This window comes from Sphingomonas sp. (assembly GCF_048595155.1).
In the GTDB taxonomy this organism is placed as follows: Bacteria; Pseudomonadota; Alphaproteobacteria; order Sphingomonadales; family Sphingomonadaceae; genus Sphingomonas_I.
The window spans coordinates 46,181-70,582 of the sequence record NZ_JBMDXN010000110.1 but is presented as its reverse complement, the minus strand read 5'-3'; the positions used below and the strand labels follow the sequence as shown (position 1 = coordinate 70,582).

Genomic DNA, 24,402 nt, shown 5'->3' with positions numbered 1-24,402 from the left:
AATGACCCGGCTGGCCACTTTTGTCGCCTTCATCATTGTCGCCAGCCCCGCTTACGCCGGCGATCGTCCGCTCATCATCGCGAGCGGAACGGTGGCGAGTGCGCTGAGCCAATTGTCGGCGCAAAGCGGGATCAGCGTGTCCATCGAGGATCCCTCCCTCTGGGCCAAGCCGGTTGCTGGTTTCTCGGCCGCGGGCTCGCCCGAGGCGGCGTTGCGACGCATTCTCGGGGCGGCCGGTGCGCGACCGGTAAAGCTGGGCACGTCGGTATATCGCGCCGTCTCGACGCGCCCATCCCCCCCTCCCGCACGAGCGCCACGGCCCGCCACGCCGCCCGAACCTGTCGCCGAAGGCGAAGTCGTGGTCACGGCCAGCAAGCGCGACCTTCGCCTGCTGGACTTCCCGGCAGCGGTCGAAATTCTCGACGGCAGCCGCTTTGTATCGGAGGGCGAACGGGGCACGGATACGATCGTCGTGCGCCTCGCCAGCGTGTCATCCACCTATCTCGGCGCCGGCCGCAACAAGCTTTTCATCCGCGGTATCGCGGATTCCAGCTTTACGGGCCCGACGCAGGGCACCGTCGGCCAATATCTGGGGGATATCCGCCTCACCTATAATGCTCCCGACCCCGACCTGCGCCTCTACGATATCGGATCGGTTGAAGTGCTCGAGGGACCGCAAGGAACCCTGTACGGCGCAGGCTCGCTCGGCGGAATCCTGCGCACCAATCCTAACGCGCCCGTCCTGAACCAGATCGGGGGAACGATCTCCGCGGGCGTATCCGCGACCGCGCATGGGTCGCCGGGCGGCGATCTTGGCGGCTGGCTCAACCTTCCCGTCAGCAGCGACGCCGCCTTGCGCCTGGTGGGCTATGGCATCACCGAGGGCGGCTATATCGACGATGTCGAGCGCGAGAAGCGCAACGTCAATCGTACCAGAACGGTCGGCGGCCGTGGGACTTTCCTTTATGAGCCGGGAGATGGCTGGCGCGTGCAAGCCGGCGCGGTGCTTCAGAGCAACCATGGGCGCGACAGCCAATATGCCGACCGCGATCTGCCGCCGCTCGAGCGCGCCAGTCCGACCCCGGGCGGATTTGATTCCGACTATCGGCTCGCGAGCCTGTCGGTCGAGAAGAAATGGTCCTCGCTTCGCTTCCAATCCTCCAGCGGATTGGTGCGCCACCGGCTGACCGAACAATATGATGCGACGATCGATCCGACGAGGCCGCAGCTCTTCGTCCAGCGCAACCGCACCGCCATGTTCACCACCGAAAACCGCCTCTGGAGCCCGCTTCGCAACGGTTTCGGCTGGGTCGTGGGCGCCAGTTACACGCATAATCGTACGACATTGGGCAGGCGATTGGGCAGCATCGCTGCACCTGCGCCGACCACCGGCGTCACCAATATCGTCAATGAAATAACCGCTTTTGCCGAGGCGAGCGTGCAGCGCTCCTTTCTGACGATCACCGGCGGAATCCGGGTGACGCACGATCGCCTCACCGGTTCTGCCAAGGATATACCCTTCGCCTCCTTCCAAAACCTGCTGCGAAGCGGCGTTACGGCCAGCCGATCGGAGGATAATATCATGCCGTCGGGCGCCCTTTCGGCGCGCATCGGCAATGGGGCACTGGCGTTCCTGCGCTATCAGGAAGGCATTCGCCCCGGCGGGCTCGCCGTCGAGGGCGCTATCATCCGCCGCTTCAAGGGCGATCATATCCGCTCGATCGAAACGGGGTTGCGCTTTGGGGAGGGCGCGCGGCAGCTGATCGGCGGTGCGCTCAGCGCATCCTATTCACGCTGGAACGACATCCAGGCCGACTATATCGACGATACCGGCCTTCCCAGCACCAGCAATATCGGTACCGGCCGAATCTATTCCGTCAGCGGCTCGCTCCGTATCAAGCCGACACCGCGCCTCGTGCTGGAACTCGCCACCACCTATAATGACAGCCGCGTGACCGAGCCATCGGCGGCTTTCCTCCAGTCGCTGGTCAATCAGATGGCGCGCTTCGACCTGCTGAAGGCGCAGCAGATCGCGCTCGATCCGCTCGGCCGCATTCCCAACGTCGCCAAATTCTCGTCGCGCGTCTCGGCCCGCTACGAGGTAATCCGATCCGACGCCTCCACACTGACATTGGAAGGGTGGACGCGCTATGTCGGTCGCTCCCGGCTCGGCGTCGGCCCGGTGCTAGGCGGCCAGCAGGGCCAATATTCCGAGACCGGGCTGTCCGCGAAGCTCGCGAAAGACCGGTTCGGCATCACGCTTGGCGTCAGCAACCTGTTCGACGTCGTGGGTAACCGCTTCGCATTGGGCACGCCCTTCGCGCGCGAATTGTCGCAAATCACGCCGCTGCGGCCACGAACCGTCCGCCTTTCGATCGAGCGCCACTTCTAGCTCCGCTCGCTCAGGCGTGCCGCAGGCAGAAGCGGGCGATTGCCGATGCCGCCCGCAACGACGCGGGCTTCGCGGCAACGTCGAACGTCTGACGAAAGGCGCGGATCTGCGCATGTTCGAACAGTTGATGGTCGGTGTGCGCAGCTTCGAGGGCCGGCAGGAGCATCTGCGGATGACCGATCACGCGGCCATAACGCCAATGGGCATAATCCTCATTGCCCAGCCAATCGGCACCATTGGGGTTGAGGAATACGCATGGCCGCGGTCGGCGCAGGAACTCATAGACCTGGCTACTGACATCGCCGAGATAGACGTCCGCCAACTCGGTATAGGTCATATCGATCGATCGATGGCTGCCCAGATCGATATGGATGTCCGGTCGGCCAACGCATGGCTCCAACAGGCGCAACGCCTGCCGGCGGGCACGGCCGCCCTCGAACAGACGCACGTGGGGGGCGACGATGAGATTGTAGCGGCCCGTCTCGACGATGCGGGCAATGATGTCCGGACCCCATCTGTGCCAGGAGCTTAGCTCACTCACAAAATGCGGGTTGTACAGCAACACGGGGCGCCGCCGGGCGAAGGGATAGGCGATGGCCGGCCGGATGCGATCGGCGGATTCGAACTTAGGATACCCCACAATCTCGAAGCAGCCGGGCTTCAGCAGGCCCTGCCGGATCATGCGCTCGCGCTGCTTATCGCCTGCGAGGAGAACGAAATCGAAGTCGGCGATGCGCGGATCATAGCCGGCCGATCGATCCCCGGCGCCATGATCGATATGGATCAGCTTCGGCGCGGTAATTCCCAAGCGACGCGCGGCGGTGGATGTCCTTTCCGGCACCACGATCGCGTCATAGCCGTTCAGCTCCTCCCGGGCATGGAGCAGGGTCAACTTCTTGGGCGGAACGCTGGAGCCCCGAACGCGCCCCAGCATGCGCAGCGACGCGGAACCGATCATCGCCAGGTCCGGCGCCGGGCCATCCTTGGGGATCACCGGCCGGATCAGATCCAGATGCGCCTCGCTGGTCACGCGGATCGCCACGGTCATGCCAGGCATCTTCGCCAGCGCCAGAGCCGTTTCCAGCCCATGTGGAACATGATGCAATTGGCCGGTGAACAGGAAGCAGACCCGCCGTGGTCGCGTCGCTGTGCTCTTGCCGGGCTCCCCCGGCGCCTGGCCGCTGACGAGATAGGGTGTCATGACGCCGACCCCGCTGCAACCGCGCCCGCGGTCGCATTGCGCTTATAGGCCAGGCGCACCCGCGATCCGATCTTTTGCTCGCCGACCAAATGATAGTCGCGCGCCAGCACCTTCTCGGCAATTGCGCGGGTAGCTACGTTGTAGCCAGGATCGGGACGGTCGGTCGTGACGACCATGTCAGGCGGCACATCGCGGAAGATGCGACGCGTCTCTTCCGTCGGATCCAACCCGAGCGACCCCTTTTCAATGTCATCATTGAGGTGGTTCGGGAAAGCCAGCTTGGTCGGAATGCATGCGCCGGTCAGCTGATAGAGAATGGGTTCGCCATCGAAGACCAACAGGCAGCCGTCCAGGTTGCGCGTGATCACGTGGGCGAATTGGGTAATCGGCTCGGCCTTGCCGCGATGCTTCAGGCGCTTCAGCGACGTTCCCGCCGCCAGAGCGATGCCCACCAGCAAGATCACCACCGCGATCGAGACACGCTGTTCGAAATGGGCCGAACGGATCGCGATGTGCGAATCCGGCCGCCCGAGGATCCGCGCGCAATACAAGCTGAGCGGAACCAGGACCGGCAGGAAATAGTGGATGAAATAGGTGCCGAACAGCAGCAGCCCCAGCACCGCCGACATCAGCCAGCCGAATGCGAAGCGGCGGGCATGCGCTTCCTCCGCATCGATCGCCGCCAGCTCGCGGCGGGAACGCCATTCGATGATGGCGCAGATCGCAAGCGGACTTGCGAGCTTCACGAAGGTGAGCACGCGGCCGATGAGCGTGCCGGCGGGCCAGGCGCCACGTTGAAAGATGGAAATGAAGTTGGTGTAGATGAAGGCATCGGCATAGCCGGCCGCGACATACCAGGCGAAGGTGGCCGCGGTGGGCAGCAATGCCACCGCAATCCATACCACGCCCCAGGCAAGAGCAGGGAAAAGGCCGAACCGCTCGCGCGCCCGCCACAGCAGGAAGACGCCGAAGAAAATGCCCTCGAACACCGCGGAATATTTGATCTGCAGCGCAACGCCCATGGCGAACATCGCCAAAGCGGCGAAGGCCAGGAATTTGCCCCTGCTCGCCCCAGCGCGCGTCCCTTCCAGCACAAGCAGCCCTGCGCCGGCCACGGGCAGATTGTAGAAGACCGGCGTCTGCCCGCCCGATCCGTCGAAGACGATCAGCCAGATGAGATAGGCGGTCGCGGCGATAACGGCCCCGCGCCAGCTTGCCATTCGGAGCGCCATGACGCCGATCAGGAAGGCGGTCAGCCCTGCGAAAATCGTGGCGACGATCTGATATTGGATGATGCCCACGCCACCGAGCATCCGGATAGCGGCATAGAGCAGGAAAATGCCAAGGGGTTTGCGGTCCCAGATATCGACGAAGGGAACCGCACCATGCAGCATGCGATCGCCGATCAGCAGGTAGAGCTGCTCGTCGACCTGGATCACCGGATTACCGAACTGCCAGACGCGGGTAACCAAGGCCAGGAGCATCGACAGCAGGAACAGGCTGGTGAGTGGGGATCGCTCCATCCGGCCGAAAAGACCGTCGGATGTGAGCGGCAAGGACGACGCAAACATACCGGATTGATGTCCCACAGCAGTCAGCCGAGCATCCACGATCACGTCCTTCACCACGGCCGACCGACATGGCCATAGACGCTCCGGCACCGGAAGGATGAGCCCGTTGCGTCCAAAGCGGTCTTAGTCGGGGTGAACTTCATGTCGGCGTCGTGCATCTTGTCGTCTCTGGCTTTGCCATCAAGACGATGCCGCCGGCGCGCGGCCTTGGGTCGATATACGATAGGTGCCGGCAAATCCGGAAATTGGCTGGGGCGGCAGGATTCGAACCTGCGAATGGCGGCACCAAAAGCCGCTGCCTTACCACTTGGCGACGCCCCAACAGCCGCGCGCTTATAGCCAGCGCGCGGCGCATGGGAAGGCTTAGAAAACGCGTTCGACCCACTTATATGGATCCGGCGCCAATCCGCGCTGGATATCGACCAGCGCGGTACGGAGCTGCTCCGTCTGCGATCCCGGCCCGCCGTCGCCGATTGTGAAGTCCAGTCCGTCCCGTCCGCGAACGCGCCCGATCGGCGTCACGACCGCTGCCGTACCGCAGGCAAAGGCCTCCCGCAGCTTGCCGCTGTGCGCATCATCCCGCCATTGATCGATCGAATATCGTTCCTCGCGCAGGGTCAGGCCGCGATCGCGCGCCAGCGTGATCAGGCTATCGCGCGTGATGCCCGGCAGGATCGTATCGCCCAGCGGCGGCGTTATCATCGATCCGTCGTCCATGACGAAGAAGACGTTCATTCCGCCCAGCTCTTCGATCCATTTCTTCTCGACTGTGTCGAGGAAGATCACCTGATCGCATCCCTCGGCGATCGCCTCCTTCTGGGGCAACAAGCTCGCGGCATAATTGCCGCCGCACTTGGCCGCCCCCGTGCCCCCGGGGCCCGCGCGGTTGAAATGATCGGACACCCACAAGGTCACCGAAGGCGCGCCACCCTTGAAATAGGAACCGACCGACGACGCGATCACGATATACAGATATTCGTCAGCCGGGCGGACACCCAGGAAGACGCTGCTCGCGATCATGAACGGGCGCAGGTAGAGCGCGGAGCCCTCGCCTTCCGGGATCCAGTCGCGGTCCGCCTTCACCAGCTGGCGGCAGGATTCCAGGAACAGTTCATCCGGCAGCGGCGCCATCGCCAACCGCTCCGCAGAGGCACGGAAGCGGCGCGCATTGGCATCCGCGCGGAACAGAGACGCGCCGCCATCCGTGGTGCGATACGCCTTCAGCCCCTCGAAGATCTCCTGGGCGTAATGGAGCACCGCGCTGGCCGGATCCATCTCGAGCGGGCGACGCTGGTGGACCTTGGCGTCATGCCAGCCCTGGCCTTCCTTGTAGCGGATCGTCACCATATGATCGGTAAACACGCGGCCAAAACCCGGATCCTGCAGGAGGCGCGCGCGCTCGTTGAGCGCCAGCGGCGCCTTGCTCTGCTCGAATGCGAAGGTCAGGTTGGAATCGCTCGCCATATTCGTGTGTAACCTATTCAAAATCTATGCGTCGGCGGTTGCAGGGGCCTAAGGTGCATGCCACATTAGGTCAATATGGCTGTCCCGTCCGCTTCCCCACTCTTCCTTCGCGAAACCGAAATACGGCGTGGCGCCGAGCTACTCTTCTTCGGTTATGGGCATCTTTACCGTCAAACCGACGAATGTCTTGCCAAACAAGGCATGGGACGCGCGCATCACCGCGCGCTCTATTTCATCGCCCGCCAGCCCGATCTTACCATCAGCGCGCTCCTTCGCACACTGGCGATCACCAAGCAGTCGCTCGGTCGTGTGCTGAGCGAGCTGACCGACCGTGGAATGGTGGAAACACGCGTCGGCCGCGAAGACCGGCGCCAACGGCTGCTGCGCCTGACGCCGGCCGGCGCCAAGCTGGAGCAGGAGCTGTTCGAAGCGATGCGCGCCCGGCTGTCGGCCGCTTACGCGCAGGCCGGCCAGGATTCGGTGACCGGATTTTGGCGCGTGCTGGAAGCTTTGATCCCGCCAGCAGAGCGTAACCGGCTGGCCGATTTCGGCGACATACCGGGCTGATCGTTCGCAGGCGCAGCAATGAGTTGCACAACCGCCCGGACGGCTTTATCCGACCCGGCTTATGAACATCGAACTCATCCCGGTGGGCAAGGACCCGCCCCACGAAGTCAACGTGATCATCGAGGTCCCGGTGGGGGGCGAACCGGTCAAATATGAGTTCGACAAGGCGTCGGGGGCGCTGTTCGTAGACCGGATCCTGCATACGCCGATGCGCTATCCGGCCAATTACGGATTCGTTCCGCATACGCTGTCCCCGGATGGCGATCCGCTCGACGCGCTGGTGATCGCACGGTCGCCCTTCATTCCGGGCTGCGTGGTTCGCGCACGCCCCATCGCGGTACTGAAGCTTGAGGATGAGGCTGGCGGCGACGAGAAGCTGGTCTGCGTTCCGGTCGACACCACCTTCCCTTATTATACCGATGTGGGCGAGCGGCATCATCTGCCGTCGATCGTGCTGGCGCAGATTGAGCATTTCTTCACCCACTATAAGGATCTTGAGGCTCAGAAGTGGGTCCGGATCGGCAATTGGGGTGACGCCGAAGAGGCGCGGACGATCATCCTGGAGGCCATCGCCGCCGCCAAGGCCGCCAAGGGCTAATCTGCTTCCTTATACTTCCCGGTCGCGGTAAGCCGCGCCTTTCGGGAGGATGATCGATGGCGGGGCATGGCTGGCGGCTTGGCAATCGCATTGCGCCGCCGCGTTTTCTGACGTTTCTGGCCATCATCTTGATCGGCTTGCCGCTGGGTGTCACCCGGTTGGGCTGGGCCGCTGGGTCGATGGCCGCGTTCGATGCCGCCGCATTGGTTTTCTTCATATTGATCGCACCGATCTTCCGCGATCGGGCGGAGGGCATGCGCCGCTCCGCAAAGGCCAATGACGCGAACCGTGCAGGCCTGCTCGTTATTACCGCGATCGTTTCGCTTGTCGTGCTCGCCGCCGTCACGGCGGAGCTCACCCGTCCAAAGACGCCGCCACCCGGGGAGGTGGTCCTGATCGTAGGCACGCTTGCGCTGTGCTGGCTGTTCACGAGCCTGATCTACGCGCTCCATTACGCCCACATCTTTTATGAGGAAAAGGACGGCAAGGACACCGGCGGAGTCAAATTTCCCGATACGGACGAGCCCAATTATTGGGATTTCATGTACTTCTCGACCTGCCTTGGCATGACGTTCCAGGTGTCCGACATGGATATCACCAGCGGCCGCATGCGTCGCGTGGTGATGTTCCACTGCCTCGCCGCATTCGTCTTCAACCTGGGAATCGTGGCGTTTACCATCAATGTGCTTGGCGGAAGCTCATCCTGAAAACGAGGCTGGACAGGAGAGGTCCGGCCGCGCAACAGCCTTCGCATGATGTCTTATCGTTCGCGGCTGTGCTTCGCTGTCTCCGCCCTGGTTCTCGCTACTAGCCCAGGCCTCGCCCAAATGTCGGATGCGCCAACCGGCACGAGCATGCCGCAGGCCGCGCCCCTGGTGGATACGATCCCGGCACCGCAGGACACCCCCTATCCCGGGACGATCAAGCTGGACGTCGATGCGACCGACATCGACCACCGCATCTTCCGGATCAAGGAGACGATCCCGGTAAAAGCGGGCCACCTAGTGTTGCTGTACCCCAAATGGCTGCCTGGCAATCACGCCCCCACCGGCCAGATCAACAAGCTTGCGGGCCTGGTCATCACGGCAGGCGGCAAGACCCTCCCGTGGCGACGCGATCCGATCGACGTCTACGCGTTCCATCTGGATGTTCCGGCCGGTGTGGACACGATCGAGGCGAACTTCCAGTTTATGACGCCCACTGCGGCCAACCAGGGGCGCATCCTCATGACGCCCGTCATGCTCAACCTGGAATGGATCGCGACAGCTCTCTACCCCGCCGGATATTATGTGCGGCAGATCATGGTCGCGCCCAGTGCGACCTATCCGGAGGGCTGGACGTCCGCCACGGCGCTGCGTCCGTCGGGGGCTTCCACAGCCAAGGGCGGCAAGATCCAATATGAAACCGTCGCCTTCGACACGCTGGCGGATTCGCCGACCATCGCGGGACGTTTTGCGCGCATCGAGCCGCTGACCCGCGACGTGACCATGAACATCATTGCGGATCGCCCTGATTATCTCGCCGCCAAAGCCGAGCATCTGACCAAGTTCAAGGCGATGGTCGATCAGGCGACGAAGCTGTTCGGGTCCCAGCATTATAATCATTACGATTTTCTGATGACGCTGTCCGATACGCTGGGCGGCCAAGGCCTGGAACATCACCGCTCGACCGAGATCGGATCATCGACCGGCTTCTTCACCGAATGGGATACCAGCGCGTCCTCACACAACGTCGTCGCGCATGAATTCGTGCACAGCTGGGACGGCAAGTTCCGCCGCCCGGCGGATCTGTGGACGCCGGACTATCGCCAGCCCATGGGCGGCAGCTTGCTGTGGGTCTATGAAGGGCAGACTCAATTCTGGGGCAATGTGCTGGATGCCCGCGCGGGGGTTGTTTCGAAAGAAGAAGCCCTGGACGCGCTTGCCAGCGTTGCCGCGACCTACGCGACGCAGGCCGGCAAACAATGGCGGCCGCTGGTGGACACGACCGAAGATCCGATCATTGCCCGTCGCGCGCCAGCGCCCTGGCCGAACTGGCAGCGTTCGGAAGATTATTACTCCGAGGGCCAGCTGATCTGGGTGGATGCCGACAGCCTGATTCGCCAACGATCGAAGGGCAAAAGGTCGCTGGATGATTTTGCGCGCATCTTCTACGGGATGCGCGACCGCGATTGGGGCGAACTCACCTACACGTTCGACGATGTCGTCGCAGCGCTCAACCAGGTCGAACCCTATGACTGGGCAACCTTCCTGCACCAGCGGGTGGATGCGGTCGCACCGGCCGCACCGCTGGAGGGCATCACCCGCGGGGGTTACAAGCTGGTCTATACCGATCAGCCGGGCTCGTGGTGGAAATCGCGTGAGAAAGCGCGCAAGGCCGCCGATTTCACCCTCTCGATCGGCCTCACCGTGGCCCGCGACGGCAGCGTGAGCCGGGTGAACTGGGACAGTCCCGCCGCAAATGCGGGCATCACGATCGGCACCAAAATCCTGGCGGTCAACGGCCAGTCTTATGGCGAGGACGATCTCAAACAGGCGATCAAGGATGCCAGCAGCAGCAAGCCGATCAACCTGATGATCCAGCAAGGTAGTTATTTCCGGACGGTGAGTGTCGCCTGGACGGGCGGTCTGCGCTATCCGCACCTCGAGAAAATCGACCCCAAGGCGCCGAGCACGCTCGACGCCCTCTATTCTGCAAGGAAGTAATCGGATGGCAGCACCCGCGCAGACCCTTCTCCTGTTCGGCGCGACGGGCGATCTGTCGCGGCGGATGTTGTTGCCATCCCTGTTTGGCCTCCATGCCGATGGACTGCTGCCGGCCGACCTGGAAATCTACGGCACCGCGCGCAGCGAGATCGATGACGACGCCTTCCGGAAAACCGCCGCCGATGCCCTGCAGTCGATCGTGAAGGATCGCGATCTGGCGCCCGATGTGCTCGATCGCTTCCTTGCCCGCGTTCATTATGTCGCAGCGGACGCTTCGCGGCCGGAGACGTTGGCAACTCTGGGCGAAGCGCTCGGCCCGCGTGCCAATGCCGGCCTGGCGATCTTCCTGTCGACGGCGCCCTCGCTGTTTGAATCGACGATCGCCGGACTGGAAGCCGCCGGCCTCGCCGGTCCTCAGACCCGTCTCGCGCTGGAAAAGCCGCTCGGCCACGATCTCGCCTCGTCGCGCGAGATCAATGACGCCGTCGCCCGGGTCTTTCCTGAAGCACGCACATTCCGGATCGACCATTATCTCGGCAAGGAGACGGTTCAGAACCTGCTCGCACTGCGCTTCGGCAACATCCTGTTCGAGCCGCTCTGGAATGCCAGCGCCATCGAGCATGTCGAGATCACCGTCGGTGAGACGGTCGGCCTGGAGGGGCGCACCTCCTATTTCGACGGCATGGGCTCGCTGCGCGATATGGTGCAGAACCATATGCTGCAGCTGCTCGCACTCGTTGCGATGGAAGCGCCCGCCCAATTCACGGCGACGGCGGTACGCGACGAAAAGGTGAAGGTGCTCCGCTCGCTGCGCAAGCTCGACGCCAAGGAAAGCGTGATCGGTCAGTACGTGGCCGGCGCGGTCGATGGCAAACCCGTGCCCGGCTACGCGGATGAGCTGGAAAAACCGTCGGATACGGAAACCTTCGTCGCGTTGAAGGCCCATGTCGACAATTGGCGCTGGCAGGGTGTCCCCTTCTATCTGCGCACCGGCAAGCGCCTGCCGCGACGCACCTCGGAGATCGTGATCCAATTCCGGCCGGTGCCGCACTCCATGTTCGCAGGCAAAGGTGCTGCATTACAGCCCAATCGCCTGCTGATCTCGATCCAGCCGGAAGAGAATATCAGCTTCACGATCATGGCCAAACAGCCTGGCCTGGATCGCGACGGCATCCGCCTGCGCGAAGTGCCGCTGGACATCCGCATGGCCAATGCCTTTGCCGACGTGCGCCGTCGCATTGCCTACGAACGGCTGCTGCTCGATCTGATCGAAGGCGATCCGACGCTGTTCGTCCGCCGCGACGAGGTGGAGGCGCAGTGGGAATGGATCGATGCCATCCGCGCGGGCTGGGAAGCCAATGGCATGACGCCCAAGACCTATCCCGCGGGTACCTGGGGTCCCGCGGCCGCCATTGCGCTCACGGAGCGCGACGGCGTGACCTGGCATGAATAACCCAAAGATGAGTGAGTATACGGCATGATCGAAGCAGAATGGTGGGAGCATGACGACGCAGAGGCGTTCGCCGAAGCGGTCGCGGGCGATATCGCCTTCATCATCGAAAGCGCCCTGGATGCCCGTGCGGCCGCGGTGATCGGTCTGTCCGGCGGCAATACGCCGGTGAAGGCTTACGAAAAGCTGGCTACCATGAAGCTGGACTGGAAGAGGGTCACCATCTTCCCGGTCGATGACCGTCTCGTGAAGGTGGACAATCCGCTCTCCAACGTCGCCATGCTGGCCAAAATCTTTCTTCCGAAGGGCGCACGGGTGATGCCGCTGGGCGCCGATAATGCCGACTACAAGGCAGCCGGCAACGCCGCCGACGCGCGCCTGCAGGATCTGCACTGGCCGCCGGATCTGGTCGTGCTCGGCGTCGGCGGTGACGGGCATACGGCCTCCATCTTCCCCGGCCCCGACCTGGAAGCGGCCTTGACCGCGCCGAAGACCCGGCGCGCCATCGGCGTGATGCCCGATCCCCTGCCGCCTGAAGCGCCGGTGGCCCGCGTGACCATGACGCGCGCCGCCATCTTGTCGGCAAAGGCCCTGATGCTGTGCCTGACGGGCGACGCCAAGCGCGCGATCGTCGAACAGGCGATCGAAGACGGCGCAGGGTCGAAGGTTCCGATCGGTCAGGTCCTCGCCGAAGCCGAGCAACCGATCGACATTCACTGGACCGCCTGATCGCGCTTCACGTCTGAACGGGCACGCCAGCCCGTTCAGTCACCCCCTCGGGTCTGGAGCAGCCACTGATCGCTGCCCTCCAGCCCGATCGCGGTGAGCACACCGGTCATATAAGCGCCGGTATCGATGCCGATGCGGTTGGGCAGCAGTTCCGCCGTATCCGACACGCTATGCCCATGAACGACGACGACGCCGTGGTGGGCGCGGCTCTCCAGGAACGGCGCGCGGATCCAGCGCAGATCCTGCCGCTCTTGCTGTGCCAGCGGTACACCCGGGCGGATGCCGGCGTGGGTGAAGAAATAATCGCCGAACTGCACACCGTCATGCATGGCCGCGAGGAAAGCGCGATGTGCCGGTGGGACATAGGATGGCAGCGTATCCGGCGTGAAATTATCGGGTGCGTCCAGCACCGCGCGCGGCGCCCCATAGCTTTCGAAAAGCTCGCGCCCGCCGTAACGCAGATAGTGGAGCATGGCGTCCAGATAGGGATCGTCGATCAGCTTCAGCAACATCTCCTCGTGATTGCCCATCACGAAATGGAGACGTGCAAAATTCGGCGGCTGCTTCAGGAAAAATTCGACGATCTCGCGCGATTGCAGCCCCCGATCAATCAGGTCGCCCAGCATCACCACATGCGTTTCGGCATCACCCCGCGCGCGATCGTCAGCCTCGATCTTGCCAAACAGCCGTTGCAGCAAATCAAACCGGCCGTGCACGTCGCCAACCGCATAAACGCGCTGCCCCGCCGGGATTTCAGCAGGAGGATGTGGCGTCGGCGCTTCAGCCGGCCTTTTACGCCAACGGAACAGGTTCATCGTTTCGATACAACGCGGACCGGCGGCACGATGTTGCAGATATCGATGGCGCCCGCCGGCCGCGAATAGAAACTGTCCTTCCGGTTCGCACGGGCGGCGACGTAGCGGGCAAAGTCCTGGCTGTGGTCCGACAGATATTCAAAGCGAGGGCGCGTTGCCGCAGGAAGCTCGGAGGCCAGCCTGACCGACTGGATCGGCGTGCGCTCCCCCGCCGTCTTGTAGAAGCCCAGCGCACCGGTCCCTCTTGGCAGGGATGAAAGATGTTCGATGCCGGCGATGATGCGGCCGACCAGGGCGATGTTACGATCGAGCTGGCGCGGGGCCTGGCCGATCACGACATAGAGTTCGGCGCCCGTACCGGTGTCGGGCGACAAATCCCGCCCTACCCCAACCATGCCATAGCAGTGGACAGGCCAGGCGCTCTCGCGATCGGAGGCGATCGGCCATCCGGCGTGGATGCCGACCCAGGGGGCATAGGAATCCCGTTCATGCCAGCCGTCCGGTGCGCTGGGGGTGATCGTTCCCGCGATGGCCGCTTGTCCTTCGGGGCTACTGCCCGCTGCTGGCGCCGGTCGTGCCTCCGAAGGCAAGGCGGTGGCGGGCACCACATAGTCGCTGTCGGGAACCTTGACCAAATCCGCCGGGAGCGGCTTCTTCTCGGTCGCGTCACCCCATTGCACCACGTAATTGTCCTGGACGCGGTTCACGCTGGTACCGTCCCACCAATGGTGGCGCGCCAATGCCTTGATGTTGGCGACGTGCCCGGCTGCGAACGGAGTCGGCATCAACTGAATGACGATCCGCCGCGCCTTGCCGCCACGGTCCGGAGAAAGATCCATCACGATCAGGCTGTCTGCCGGTATTGGGATCCAGGCTGCGCGTGGCGCCGCCGCCACGATGTCGGCAGGCGCTTGCGCGGCGCCCGCTGCCATAGGAAGCAACGCCAGGGCCGCTCCGCCGCTTACCGCCACCGCAATCAGGCCAGGATATTTCATGGGACGGACCCTGCCACAGGCTGGCCGCCTTGCGAAAGCCTTTCCCCTTCGATAGGGGGCACCATTCCAGCGGAATGGAGCGGTGGCCGAGTGGTCGAAGGCGCTCGCCTGGAAAGTGAGTATACGGCAAAACCGTATCGAGGGTTCGAATCCCTCCCGCTCCGCCATTCCGCTGGCCTCCCGTCGCGCCCTCTACAACCTGTCGGCAGATGCACTCTGCCAACCGCGAACACGCCGGGCCGCGCGCCAGATCTTTCTGAAGAACACTCTTGTTCCGCTATTCAAGCTATAGAAAGCTGTAACTGCTATAAGCAGCTCTGAAAGCGAGGAGAGTGTTGCCTAAAGTAAATCTTGTGTCGAGTACCGCAGGACGATTGCTTGCAGTTGTTGCAGCGGGTGGATTTGCCCTTGCCGGCATCGCTCACCTGTCGTCGCACAACGAGGATTCTCTTGACCACCGCGAACCACAGACGGTTGCTATACCGACTGTGCGGCCCTCTACACCGGACCGTCCCGCTCGGCCGCAGCCTGCCCAACCTCTTTCCAGTGCCGCCCTGCAGCTGAATCAGGACGTCGGCCGCTTGGGTAAGGCGTTCCCCGGCGATGTCGGGATCGCCGTTCGTGACGTCCAGACGGGATGGACGTCCGATTATCGTGGCCTGGATTACTTCCCGCAGCAGAGTGTCAGCAAATTGTGGGTCGCGCTGAGCCTGTTCGATCAGATCGATCGGGGGGCGCTTGGTCTCGCGAACGCGATTGTCGTCGGGCCAGAAGACCTGACCGTGTTCCACCAGCCGATCCGTGCGCTGGCGCTCCGCCCCGGCGGCTTTCACACGACCAACGAAGATCTGGTGCTGCGCGCGCTGACGCAAAGCGACAACAGTGCCAATGATCGGTTGTTGAACCTGGTCGGCGGCCCGTCGGTTGTCCGCACGACTTTGGGGCAGAAGGGTATAGCGGGGGTGCGATTTGGGCCGGGCGAAACGCTGATGCAGAGCCAGATCGCGGGATTGGAGTGGAAACGCGAATATAGTCTCGGCCAGCGCTTCTTCGATGCGCGGGAAGCCGTGCCAGCCGCGGCCCGCCGTGCGGCGTTCAACGCGTACGTCGCCGATCCTGTCGATGGCGCCACGCCGCTCGGCATCGCCGACGCGCTTGCGCGCTTGCGGCAGGGCACCCTGCTCTCTCCTGCCTCCACCAGTCGGATGCTCTCCATCATGGCGCAAAGCCGTACCGGGCCGCAGCGGCTCAAAGGCGGGCTGACCGATGGGTGGAGCCTCGCCCACAAGACCGGCACCGGTCAGGTCTTCCAGGGTGAGCAAGCCGGGTATAACGACGTCGGCGTCCTGACGTCGCCGAGCGGGCAATCCTATGCCGTCGCCATCATGATCGGTCGTACCCGTCAGCCCCTGCCCGCACGCATGAAATTGATGCACCGCGTCGTGGCGGCAACCATCCGTTATGATGCGCAGCTGGCTGCTCAACGTGCTGCTGCGCCCGCAGCGGCGGAGCGCAGTTCGTGAATCCTTGGTGGTCACGCAAAAGTGACGCGGATCGGGTGACCGAGCCGGTCGATCAAGGTCTTGCGGAAACGTGGCGGCTGCGATTGCGGCGGCTACGGCGGCCGGGTTGGCGATCCATTACCAAATGGAGCGGCGCGGCTGTGCTCGCGCTACTGCTGGCGGCGATTGCGTGGGCGACCTGGGTCGCGCCGCCGTGGGGGCCGATGCAGCCCGCGGGCAAGCCTACCTTCATTTTCCTGAGTGCCGACGGCACGCCGATTGCACGACGGGGCGGGCAAGATGCGCCGGTCGATGCCGCGAAGCTGCCGCTTCAGGTCCGCGGCGCCTTCATCGCCATCGAGGATCGTCGCTTCGCCTCCCATCACGGCGTCGATCTGCGCGGGCTGTTGCGCGCAACCTGGCGCAACGCGCGTGCGGGCGGCGTCGTGGAGGGCGGATCCACGATTACGCAACAGCTCGCGAAAACCGCCTTCCTGAGTTCCGATCGCAAGATCGGGCGGAAGGTGCAGGAGCTGATCCTCGCCGTCTGGCTGGATGCCTGGCTGAGCAAGGATGAGATCCTGTCGCGCTATCTGTCGTCCATCTATTTCGGTGACGGCGCCTATGGCCTTCGCGCCGCCGCGCGCCACTATTTCCAGAAGGCGCCGGAGGATCTCACGCTTGCGCAGGCGGCGATGCTGGCCGGCATGGTGAAGGCGCCGAGCCGGCTGAACCCGACCAACGACCTGCGCGCCGCGCAAGCGCGCTCTCGCCTCGTCCTCGCCGCGATGAGCGAAGAGGGGATGGTGAAGCCGGCCAGGCTGGCAGGCATCCGGCTGGCGGTACCGCACGTCGCCAATGACGAGCTGCCCGGCGGCACCTATTTCGTGGATTGGATCGCGCCGCAGGTCGAGGCCGCCGCCAAGCAGGAGGCGGGCCAGGTTCAGGTCCGGACCACGTTAGACCGCGGCTTGCAGAAAGCGGCTATCGACGCCTTGACCGGCGTTTTGAATTCGCAAGGCGCGGCCCTTCACGCGACCCAGGCTGCCATCGTCGTGATGCGCGCGGACGGACAGGTGGTGGCTATGGTGGGCGGCCGCAGTCACCAATCCAGCCCCTTCAATCGCGCCACCCAGGCGCGCCGTCAGCCGGGATCGGCGTTCAAGCTCGCCGTCTATCTGGCCGCGATGGAACATGGGTCTTCCCCGGACTCGATCGTGGAGAACAGTCCGTTGACGATCGATCAATGGACTCCGCACAATTATGGCAACCGCTATGGGCCGCCATTGCGGCTCCGTGACGCCTTCGCGCAGTCCAGCAATGTCGCGGCCGTTAGAATTGCCGAAAAGGTCGGACGTGGGCAGGTCACCGCTGCCGCCCGGCAGCTCGGCATTGAATCCCCGATCGCGTCCGGCCCGTCGATGGCGCTGGGAACATCGGGAACGACCTTGCTGGAGCTGACCTCGGCCTATGCGTCGATCGCCGCAGGGGCGTATCCGGTGAAGCCGCGCGGGCTGGTGGCACCCGCAGGAGCCGCTCCGGCGGCAACCGCGCTGCACCGCCTTGATCCGCGCGCGCGTGAGGCGATGCTGGACCTGCTGTGGACGGCGACCAACCAGGGAACGGGCCGCGCCGCCGCTCTCGCAATCCCGACCTTCGGCAAGACCGGCACCACGCAAAACCATCGCGACGCCCTGTTCGTCGGTTTCGCTGGGGGGCTGATTACGGGCGTGTGGGTCGGCAATGACGACAACACGCCAATGCGCGGCGTCACCGGCGGCAGCCTGCCCGCGCAAATCTGGCGTCGCTTCATGAGCCAGGCCGATCTGCGCGAAAGCGATCTGCCCTTGCCGACGACCCTGCAGGAAGCCATCTTCGAGCGGCAGGAAGCGATGCGCGCCGCCGCTGCCGAGCGTGAGGCCGCGGCCATGGAAGATGCGGAAGACGAGGAGATGTCGCCGCTCGAACGGTTCTTCGAGCCGCTGATCCCGCGCTTCCTGCGCGGCGATTCCGATCGGCGACGGCGATACGACCCCGAAGACCGCGATGATCGGCGGCGTTATGACGAGCCCTCTTACGACGAATGGTAGCCAAGGCGCGCCGGGCGGCCGCTACCGTTCGCGCGGCTCGATCCGTCTTGCTCAATACACCTTCTTGTAGCGCAGGCTCACATTGGACCCGCCGAACGACCCGGTCTGACTCAGCACGCTGAGTGCGCGGCTGAGCGAGATTTCCAACTGGGTCGCGGTAAAGCCCCGGGCGTCGGTGACGATCTCCACATAGATGTTGTTGGAGATGTACTTTCCGGCGGCCAGCGCCGTGCCGCGTCCGGCACTCTGATCCGCGCCGAGCACGCGCAGACGATCGATCCCGGCCAGTCCGCGCAACTTACCCAATGGATTGAGCCCCCCGCCCGACCCACGCAGCGAATTCAGCGCCGCGGCGAGCTGGATCGCCTGGGTCGGCGAAAGCGAGGTGATCGACGTCCCGAAGAGCAAGCGTGACAGCACCTCATCCTGCGGAAGCGATGGCGTGGAGGTGAAGCTGATCTGCGGCCGCTGCGCATAGCCGCCGATCGTGATCGTCGCGCTGACGCCTTCCACCGTGGTAGAGGCGGCGATGTCCAGCTGGGGATTCATCATGCCGCCCTGGAACGTGATCGTGCCGTGATCGAGCTCGAACCGCCGACCGGCGAAGCTATATGTTCCGCGCACGACCTCCAGCTTCCCGACGATGGACGGATCGGTCGAAGTTCCGCGCACGCGCATGTCGGTGCGCCATTCCGCCTCGAGCCCCATGCCGCTTACGAAGATCTGGTTATCCGCCCGCAGCCGAACATCGAGCTTCCAGTTGCTCGGCAGCGCCGGACCATTGGCTTGCGCAGCGGGCGCGACATCCCCCTTGCGGCGCACCCCGGTCAATTCAGGCACGGCAGCCGACCCCTCGCGCACGATCTGGTAGCGGGCCTCGGGAATGCGAAGCTCGCCCTTGATCAGGCCGCCCGCACCCTTGCTGTTGGTGATCGCCAGATTGCCCGAGACGGTCGCATCCAGATCGTCTCCCCGGGCGAGATGGGCGCGATCCAGCGTCACCTTCACGTCGATCGGGAAGCCGCTCGCGGCATCCAGTCCCACTTGCCCGCTCGCCGCAATGCTCCCCTCCCCCGCGCTCGCGGTCAGGCGGTTCAGCAAAAGTTGCGACTGTGTGAACCGTCCGTCGATCGCCATGCGCGAGAGCACAGTGCCGAAGGCTTCGTTCTCATAGCGTAGCGCGTTGGCGCGGATCACGCCGGTCACGGTGGGCCGATCCAGCCGCCCGCCAAAATCGGCGCCGATGGCGATCGGTCCAGACAGATCCTGGCGCGCGATGCCGCTCATGCTCCACAAGACCTCGGCCGGCCCATTGTAACGGATACCGCCGGAAAGCGGCGCGGAAAACAGGCGCTCGCTGATGCCTGCGCCGGCGCCGAGCGGCGCCAGCCGGGCCTGCATCCGGCCCAACACCGCGCCGCTCCGCTTGATCAGCGCCCGCACGTCGCCACCGGTCTGATTGAGCGTGCCGAGCAGAGCGATGTCGACCGGATCGGACACGGTCAGCGCGGCGGTCCGGTTGAAGCCGGTCACATCGATACGGGCGCGCACGTCGGGCACGGCGCCGCTCACATCGGCATCGACAGTCCCTGACGCCTTGCCGCCCAGGCCAAGGCCGGGCACGACCGCGTTGACAATGGCGATATCCATATTGCGCAGCACGGCGTGGATCTGGGTGCGCGCGCCATAACCGCCGGTCAGCTCCATCTGACCCTGGGGAACGATGATGGTGGTCGGCGCGAGGCGCCAGTCGGTGCCGACCTTGGTTGCGATGGCCGGCGCCGCCAGGCGGAACGCTACGCCGCTAACATGCCCGGTCAGATTGGCGACCACCCGCGTCGGCGCAAGCGCCGCCTGGCTCGCGATGTCGAACGGCGTGCCGCTGGCGGCGCCTGCGGCGACGAGCGCAACCCGGCCTTGCCCGGCGCGATAGGTGATCCGGCCGCGTGCGCGCGCAATCTCCAACGTGGCGCTGCGCACGGATTGTAAGGCGAAGCGTCCCTCGATCGAGGGCCCCGCTTGTTCCATCATTACGGTGGCCGACATCGTACCGCTGCCGATCGTGATCGGCGTGGTACCCGGAATGCGGGCCGCAGCGGCCGTCAACGCCACATCGGCACGCTGGATAGATCCTGCCGCACTGAGACGGATGTTCCCGCTCAGCCCGGATCCGACCAGCGCGAGCGTGCCGACGAACGGGCCCGCCGGCGCCTGCTGCACCTGTCCGCTGACACGGATCCCGGCGATCGTGGCAGAGGCGATGTCGACGCGTGTCGCGCCGTTCCCGACCGTCAGCACGGCATCGGCCGAAAGTGGCCCATAGTCGGATTGGCCGCGTGCGCGAATGCGGTAGCCGCCATTCGTGCCCTCCGCCATTGCATCCAGATCCCTCAAGCCCAAGCCCAGGCCAGGGCGATCGGCCCGCAGCCGGGCCAACGGTCGGGCGACCGTGCCGGTCACATCGACACGGATCGGGCCATAGGCATCGGATCGGCCGCGCGCATGGAAGCCGATGCGGCCATCCGTTCGATAGAAGCCGTTGCCGCCCACGATCTGGAAGCGCGGCGCGCGCAGCCGCAGGTTGGTGACCGTTGCTCCACGGGCAAGATCATAGGCGATGTCGGCGGTGATGAACGCATTGCCGCCCAACTGTTCGCGTACGCTGGCATTGTCCAGGCGCCGCGTCAGCATTTTGACATGGCCCTTGACCGCAAAACCGCCCCCCGCGCCCGGCACCAGCCGTGCGTCGGTCACCAGGTTGATCTTGCCGAGCCCATTCACCTCATAATCGTTGACGCGTCCTTTCAACGCGCCGGTGTAGGTGCCCTTGGTAAGATCCGCGAGGATGATCGCGGTCGCATCGATGCGGGTGGAACGCAGGTGCAGATTGTCGCTGGCGACCTTCCCATCCTGATAGGCGATATCGCCATCCAGCCGGATATTCTTCAACAATCCCCCCGCCGCCGCGTTCAGCCCGCTGATCGCGCCGGCCGTGGCATGTACGGGGATGCGGATATGGTTCGTATCGATAACGCCGTCGCCGCGGACCGATAGACCGGCAACGCGGATATCACCGAAGCCGATCGATCCCGCCGTAAGCTGATAGTCCGTCGTGGGCGCGGCAAGCGCGCCGTCCAGCTTGGCCTGCAAGCGCAGGTCGCGCGCGTGGAGATTGGGCGCGAGTGCCGACGCGTTCAGCAAACGCGCATCGACGCGCAGATCGCCAAAGCGGCTATTGCCAAGATCGATCTGGCCCTCGCTATGCAGCGAGAAATAATCGGAGCTCGCCTGGACGCGGGCGTCGATCTTTCGGTCCGCCAATTTGGCGACCAGATCCAGCGTCACCGCGGGCGTGGTTAGCTGCGCGGAGGGGCCGGACAACAGCAAAGACGGACGCACCACGCCCTTCGTCTCGAACGTGCCGTTCGTGCCGTTCAGCGCCAGTGTCCCCAGCGACGCACCGCCAAGCGCACCGCGCGCCTCGCCACGCCAATGGGCCCAGTCGCCGCTGCCCTTCACCGTCAGCATCAGCGGCTTGCCGAATTTGCCGTAGCTATCCACCAGCCCGCCGGCTGGCGCACGCAGATCCGCATCGATCGCGAGCCGGTTATCGTCGGGCACGGCATCCAGGATCAGGTGAAGGCGATCACCCCCGGCGAGATGGCTCCCGCGAACCGCCTGCGCGTCGAGGCGGATCTGCGCCCGCCGATCCGCGATGTTCGCCGATCCGCGCAAGGAAAGAGCATGGCGCTGGCCGGTGACCGGCGGCAGGATCGTCAGCTGCCCGACTTCGATCTTGCCCAGCGCGATGTCGAGATCCGGCAGCAACGGGGCGTCCGGATCGGCGGGAACAGATTTCAGCTCCGGCTTGCGCAGCAGCAGCGCCGTCGGCGCCTGCAACAGCCGCACGTCCACCTTGGAATGCAGATAGGAGAATGGCCGCCAATCGACGGTGAGACGCGGGATGCTGGCGAACATGCCGCGCGGATCTCGCACTTCGACATCGTGCAGCACCATCCTGCCGTAGATCGATCCATCGATCCTGCTGGCGCGGAAGTTCAGGCCGGACGCGGTGCTATATCCGGCAAGCCGATCCACCACGAAGCGCCGACCCGGCCCCGTGTCCACCGCCAACAGCCCAAGGACGATCAGCAGAACCAGCGTGGCGGCCGCGATCCCCGCCCATTTGACGATCCGCAGCGCCATCAGAAGGCCTGCCCGATCGAGATATAGACGCCCAGCTTGGACTCACCTGGACGTCGTCCCAGCGGCGTGGCGACATCCAGGCGGAACGGCCCGAAATTCGTATAGTAACGCGCGCCGATGCCCACGCCGTAGCGCATGTGGCTGATGCTGGGGCTGGAGCTTTCGCCGACGCGGCCGCCGTCGAAAAACGGCACGATCCCATAATTGCCGAAGCGATACCGCCCTTCCACCGAGAATTCGGTGAGTGACCGCCCGCCGATCGGATCGTTATTCTGATCCTTGGGACCAAGCTGTTGATAGCCATAGCCGCGGACGGATCCGCCGCCGCCCGAATAGAGGCGCCGCGACGGCGCGATGTCGTCCCGCGCCGCACCCACGATCGATCCGACCCGCACGCGGCCTGCCAGTACGAAACTGTTGGCCACGAGCGGCATATAGCCGGTCGTTTCGACCAGCATGCGGGCATAGGTGTCAAAGCCACCCCCGCTTTGCTTCTGCGCCTCCGGGCTGAGTTTCGCGGTGACACGGAAGCCGCGCGTCGGATCGAGCAGGCTATTGGATCGGTCATACCCGCCCTGCAGGGGCAATGCGGCGATGAAGTAGGTGTTTTTGGGACGCGTCAGATCCGCTGGATCGAACGGTGTCTCGCGGGTCGCGGTCAGTTCGCCTCCCAGCGAATAGGTCCATCTCTTCTGCCAGATCGGCGTCGATTGGCGTGACAGGCTGGTTGTGAGGCTAACCGACTGTGCGTCATAGGCATCGAAACGTTGCCGGCTGACCGCCACGCCGGCTTGAAAGGTGCGATCGCGCAGCCCGGCATTCGATCGGCGGAAGGTCGCACTGACTTCCTGCTGCTGGGTTCCTGCGGTCGCATCCAGCACCAACGCGCCTTCGGGGCTCCACAGGTTGTTGTGCGCCCAGCCGCCGCTCACCTTCACGCCCTCGCCCGTGCCATAACCGGCACTGGCGGATAAGGTACGCGCCTTGCCCTCAGCCTGCCGTACGAGCAGATCCACCGTTTCCGTTCCGTCGGGCAGCACCTCGCCGGTTCGAACAGGGGTGACCGACACGGTGGACAGAAGACCGGTCCCGATCAACGCTTGCCGCAGATCGTCCGTCTGGCGGCTGTCATAGATCTGGCCGGGCTTGAACCTCGGGAAGACGTTGAGGTGGTCCACGCCGAAGACGGGATCGCCTTCGGTTCGCAATCGCCCGAAGCGCGCCTTGGGACCGGCCTGCACCGGCAAGCTGTAGTCGCCAGTGAAGGCGACCGTATCGAGGAGGATGTCGCGCTGTCCGACGTCCACGAAGGGATAGCCCTGCTCGGGCAGGCGCAGCGAAACACGCGCCTCCGCATCTTCGATCCGTTGCGCCTGGATCGGCTGTCCGCGCTTTAGATCAAGCGCCTGCAGCGCCAGCGCTTGCGGCTCGGCCGCAAGCCCTGTGACAGCGATCTGGGCGAGGTTATATTGTTTGCCGGGCGTCGCGGTGATCGTGACGGGCACGGCGGCGCCGGGCGCTACCGCCGCCGGAATGGTGGCCAGCGCCGTTCCGTCGAAATAGCCTTCGGAGCGCAACAGGCGTTCGGCCAGCTGGACGTCCTCATCCGCCCGCGCGCGGATTTGCGTGGCGTTCGCCGCCTTCTTGCCATCGTGCAACAGCGCGGAGAGCGCGCGGAAGCGATCTTCCAGCCCGACCTGCTCAAAGCCTTCCAGCCGAAGCCCGTAGCGCAATTGCTGTGGCGCATCGCCCTTCGCCTGCTGCGTCGCCGTGGCCGGCAGAGGCTCGGCGTTGAAGGTCGCCAGCGGTGCCAGCGGCGCGTTGAGTTCGTTGTCCTGGGTCGGGACCGGCTCACTGGCCGTGGCGGGCGCAGGGGTGATCGCTGTCTGGTCGAGCGGCGGCAGAGCCGTTTCGAATTCGTGATCATCGCTACCAGCCGGCGGCTTCTGATCAGCCGGTTGGGCGATCAACGCGAAAGGGACGAGCGTCGCCGCCACGAAGATCCAGCAACGATGCCCCTTTTTCAATCTAAAGCCTTACCGATGGTGATGTTGTCATGATCCCGTTTTCTGCAATCATCCGGGGATGCCCTGCTCGCCAAGGGCAAGCCGGGTAGC

General features: G+C 64.5%; 16 protein-coding genes and 2 tRNA genes. 10 read left to right on the top strand and 8 right to left on the bottom strand.

Annotation, left to right across the window (positions count from 1 at the left end; genetic code table 11):
- Position 1: 1 nt before the first annotated feature.
- Positions 2–2,392: a TonB-dependent receptor gene (locus tag ACOJSI_RS17700; RefSeq protein WP_420139631.1), complete on the top strand. Its 2,391-nt coding sequence runs from the start codon at positions 2–4 to the stop codon at positions 2,390–2,392.
- A gap of 10 nt (positions 2,393–2,402) precedes the next feature.
- On the opposite strand, the gene ACOJSI_RS17695 is transcribed toward ACOJSI_RS17700, so the two are convergent.
- From ACOJSI_RS17695 to ACOJSI_RS17680, 4 genes are all read right to left on the bottom strand, one after another.
- A complete protein-coding gene (locus ACOJSI_RS17695) occupies positions 2,403–3,593 on the bottom strand; it encodes a hypothetical protein (protein ID WP_420139630.1) in 1,191 nt (396 codons plus the stop codon).
- The gene (locus ACOJSI_RS17690; RefSeq protein WP_420139629.1) at positions 3,590–5,116 is read right to left on the bottom strand and encodes an ArnT family glycosyltransferase; all 1,527 of its coding nucleotides are present in this window, start codon (positions 5,114–5,116) and stop codon (positions 3,590–3,592) included. Before ACOJSI_RS17690 ends, ACOJSI_RS17695 begins: the two co-directional genes overlap by 4 nt.
- Before the next feature lie 294 nt (positions 5,117–5,410).
- Positions 5,411–5,485: transfer RNA gene (locus tag ACOJSI_RS17685), tRNA-Gln, on the bottom strand.
- 42 nt (positions 5,486–5,527) lie between these two features.
- The gene (locus tag ACOJSI_RS17680; protein WP_420139628.1) at positions 5,528–6,628 is read right to left on the bottom strand and encodes a branched-chain amino acid aminotransferase; all 1,101 of its coding nucleotides are present in this window, start codon (positions 6,626–6,628) and stop codon (positions 5,528–5,530) included.
- Positions 6,629–6,703: 75 nt separating this feature from the next.
- Here ACOJSI_RS17680 and ACOJSI_RS17675 point away from each other — a divergent pair, with 75 nt between their 5' ends.
- The 6 genes from ACOJSI_RS17675 to pgl all read left to right on the top strand — a co-directional run bounded on the left by ACOJSI_RS17675 (position 6,704) and on the right by pgl (position 12,677).
- A complete protein-coding gene (locus tag ACOJSI_RS17675; protein WP_420139627.1) occupies positions 6,704–7,195 on the top strand; it encodes a MarR family winged helix-turn-helix transcriptional regulator in 492 nt (163 codons plus the stop codon).
- A gap of 61 nt (positions 7,196–7,256) precedes the next feature.
- Positions 7,257–7,793 carry an inorganic diphosphatase gene (gene ppa, locus ACOJSI_RS17670; protein ID WP_420139626.1) on the top strand — a complete coding sequence of 179 codons (537 nt, stop codon included), beginning with the start codon at positions 7,257–7,259 and terminating at the stop codon, positions 7,791–7,793.
- A 56-nt stretch (positions 7,794–7,849) separates the two neighbouring features.
- Positions 7,850–8,500: a DUF1345 domain-containing protein gene (locus tag ACOJSI_RS17665; RefSeq protein WP_420139625.1), complete on the top strand. Its 651-nt coding sequence runs from the start codon at positions 7,850–7,852 to the stop codon at positions 8,498–8,500.
- A 45-nt stretch (positions 8,501–8,545) separates the two neighbouring features.
- Positions 8,546–10,498, top strand: a complete 1,953-nt coding sequence (locus tag ACOJSI_RS17660) for a M61 family metallopeptidase (RefSeq protein ID WP_420139624.1) — start codon at positions 8,546–8,548, stop codon at positions 10,496–10,498.
- A 4-nt stretch (positions 10,499–10,502) separates the two neighbouring features.
- Complete coding sequence (gene zwf, locus ACOJSI_RS17655; protein ID WP_420139623.1) at positions 10,503–11,951, top strand: glucose-6-phosphate dehydrogenase; 1,449 nt, start codon at positions 10,503–10,505, stop codon at positions 11,949–11,951.
- 24 nt (positions 11,952–11,975) lie between these two features.
- Positions 11,976–12,677, top strand: coding sequence for a 6-phosphogluconolactonase (gene pgl, locus ACOJSI_RS17650; protein ID WP_420139622.1), 702 nt, complete (start codon positions 11,976–11,978; stop codon positions 12,675–12,677).
- 35 nt (positions 12,678–12,712) lie between these two features.
- Here the strand turns inward: pgl and ACOJSI_RS17645 are convergent, their stop codons facing one another.
- Both ACOJSI_RS17645 and ACOJSI_RS17640 read right to left on the bottom strand, forming a co-directional pair.
- A complete protein-coding gene (locus ACOJSI_RS17645; protein WP_420139621.1) occupies positions 12,713–13,492 on the bottom strand; it encodes a metallophosphoesterase family protein in 780 nt (259 codons plus the stop codon).
- A complete protein-coding gene (locus ACOJSI_RS17640) occupies positions 13,489–14,487 on the bottom strand; it encodes a peptidylprolyl isomerase (protein WP_420139620.1) in 999 nt (332 codons plus the stop codon). Before ACOJSI_RS17640 ends, ACOJSI_RS17645 begins: the two co-directional genes overlap by 4 nt.
- Before the next feature lie 76 nt (positions 14,488–14,563).
- Here ACOJSI_RS17640 and ACOJSI_RS17635 point away from each other — a divergent pair.
- From ACOJSI_RS17635 to ACOJSI_RS17625, 3 genes are all read left to right on the top strand, one after another.
- Positions 14,564–14,654 (top strand) — tRNA-Ser (locus ACOJSI_RS17635).
- 414 nt (positions 14,655–15,068) lie between these two features.
- Entirely contained in the window at positions 15,069–16,010 is a 942-nt protein-coding gene (locus ACOJSI_RS17630; RefSeq protein ID WP_420139619.1) for a serine hydrolase, read from the top strand.
- A gap of 35 nt (positions 16,011–16,045) precedes the next feature.
- On the top strand, positions 16,046–18,079 hold the full coding sequence (locus ACOJSI_RS17625; protein ID WP_420139618.1) for a transglycosylase domain-containing protein: 2,034 nt from the start codon (positions 16,046–16,048) through the stop codon (positions 18,077–18,079).
- A gap of 51 nt (positions 18,080–18,130) precedes the next feature.
- Here the strand turns inward: ACOJSI_RS17625 and ACOJSI_RS17620 are convergent, their stop codons facing one another.
- Together ACOJSI_RS17620 and ACOJSI_RS17615 are read right to left on the bottom strand one after the other, a co-directional pair.
- Positions 18,131–22,285 carry a translocation/assembly module TamB domain-containing protein gene (locus tag ACOJSI_RS17620; RefSeq protein ID WP_420139617.1) on the bottom strand — a complete coding sequence of 1,385 codons (4,155 nt, stop codon included), beginning with the start codon at positions 22,283–22,285 and terminating at the stop codon, positions 18,131–18,133.
- A complete protein-coding gene (locus tag ACOJSI_RS17615; RefSeq protein ID WP_420139616.1) occupies positions 22,285–24,312 on the bottom strand; it encodes an autotransporter assembly complex protein TamA in 2,028 nt (675 codons plus the stop codon). The genes ACOJSI_RS17620 and ACOJSI_RS17615 overlap by 1 nt, the downstream gene beginning before the upstream one ends.
- Positions 24,313–24,402: the final 90 nt, after the last annotated feature.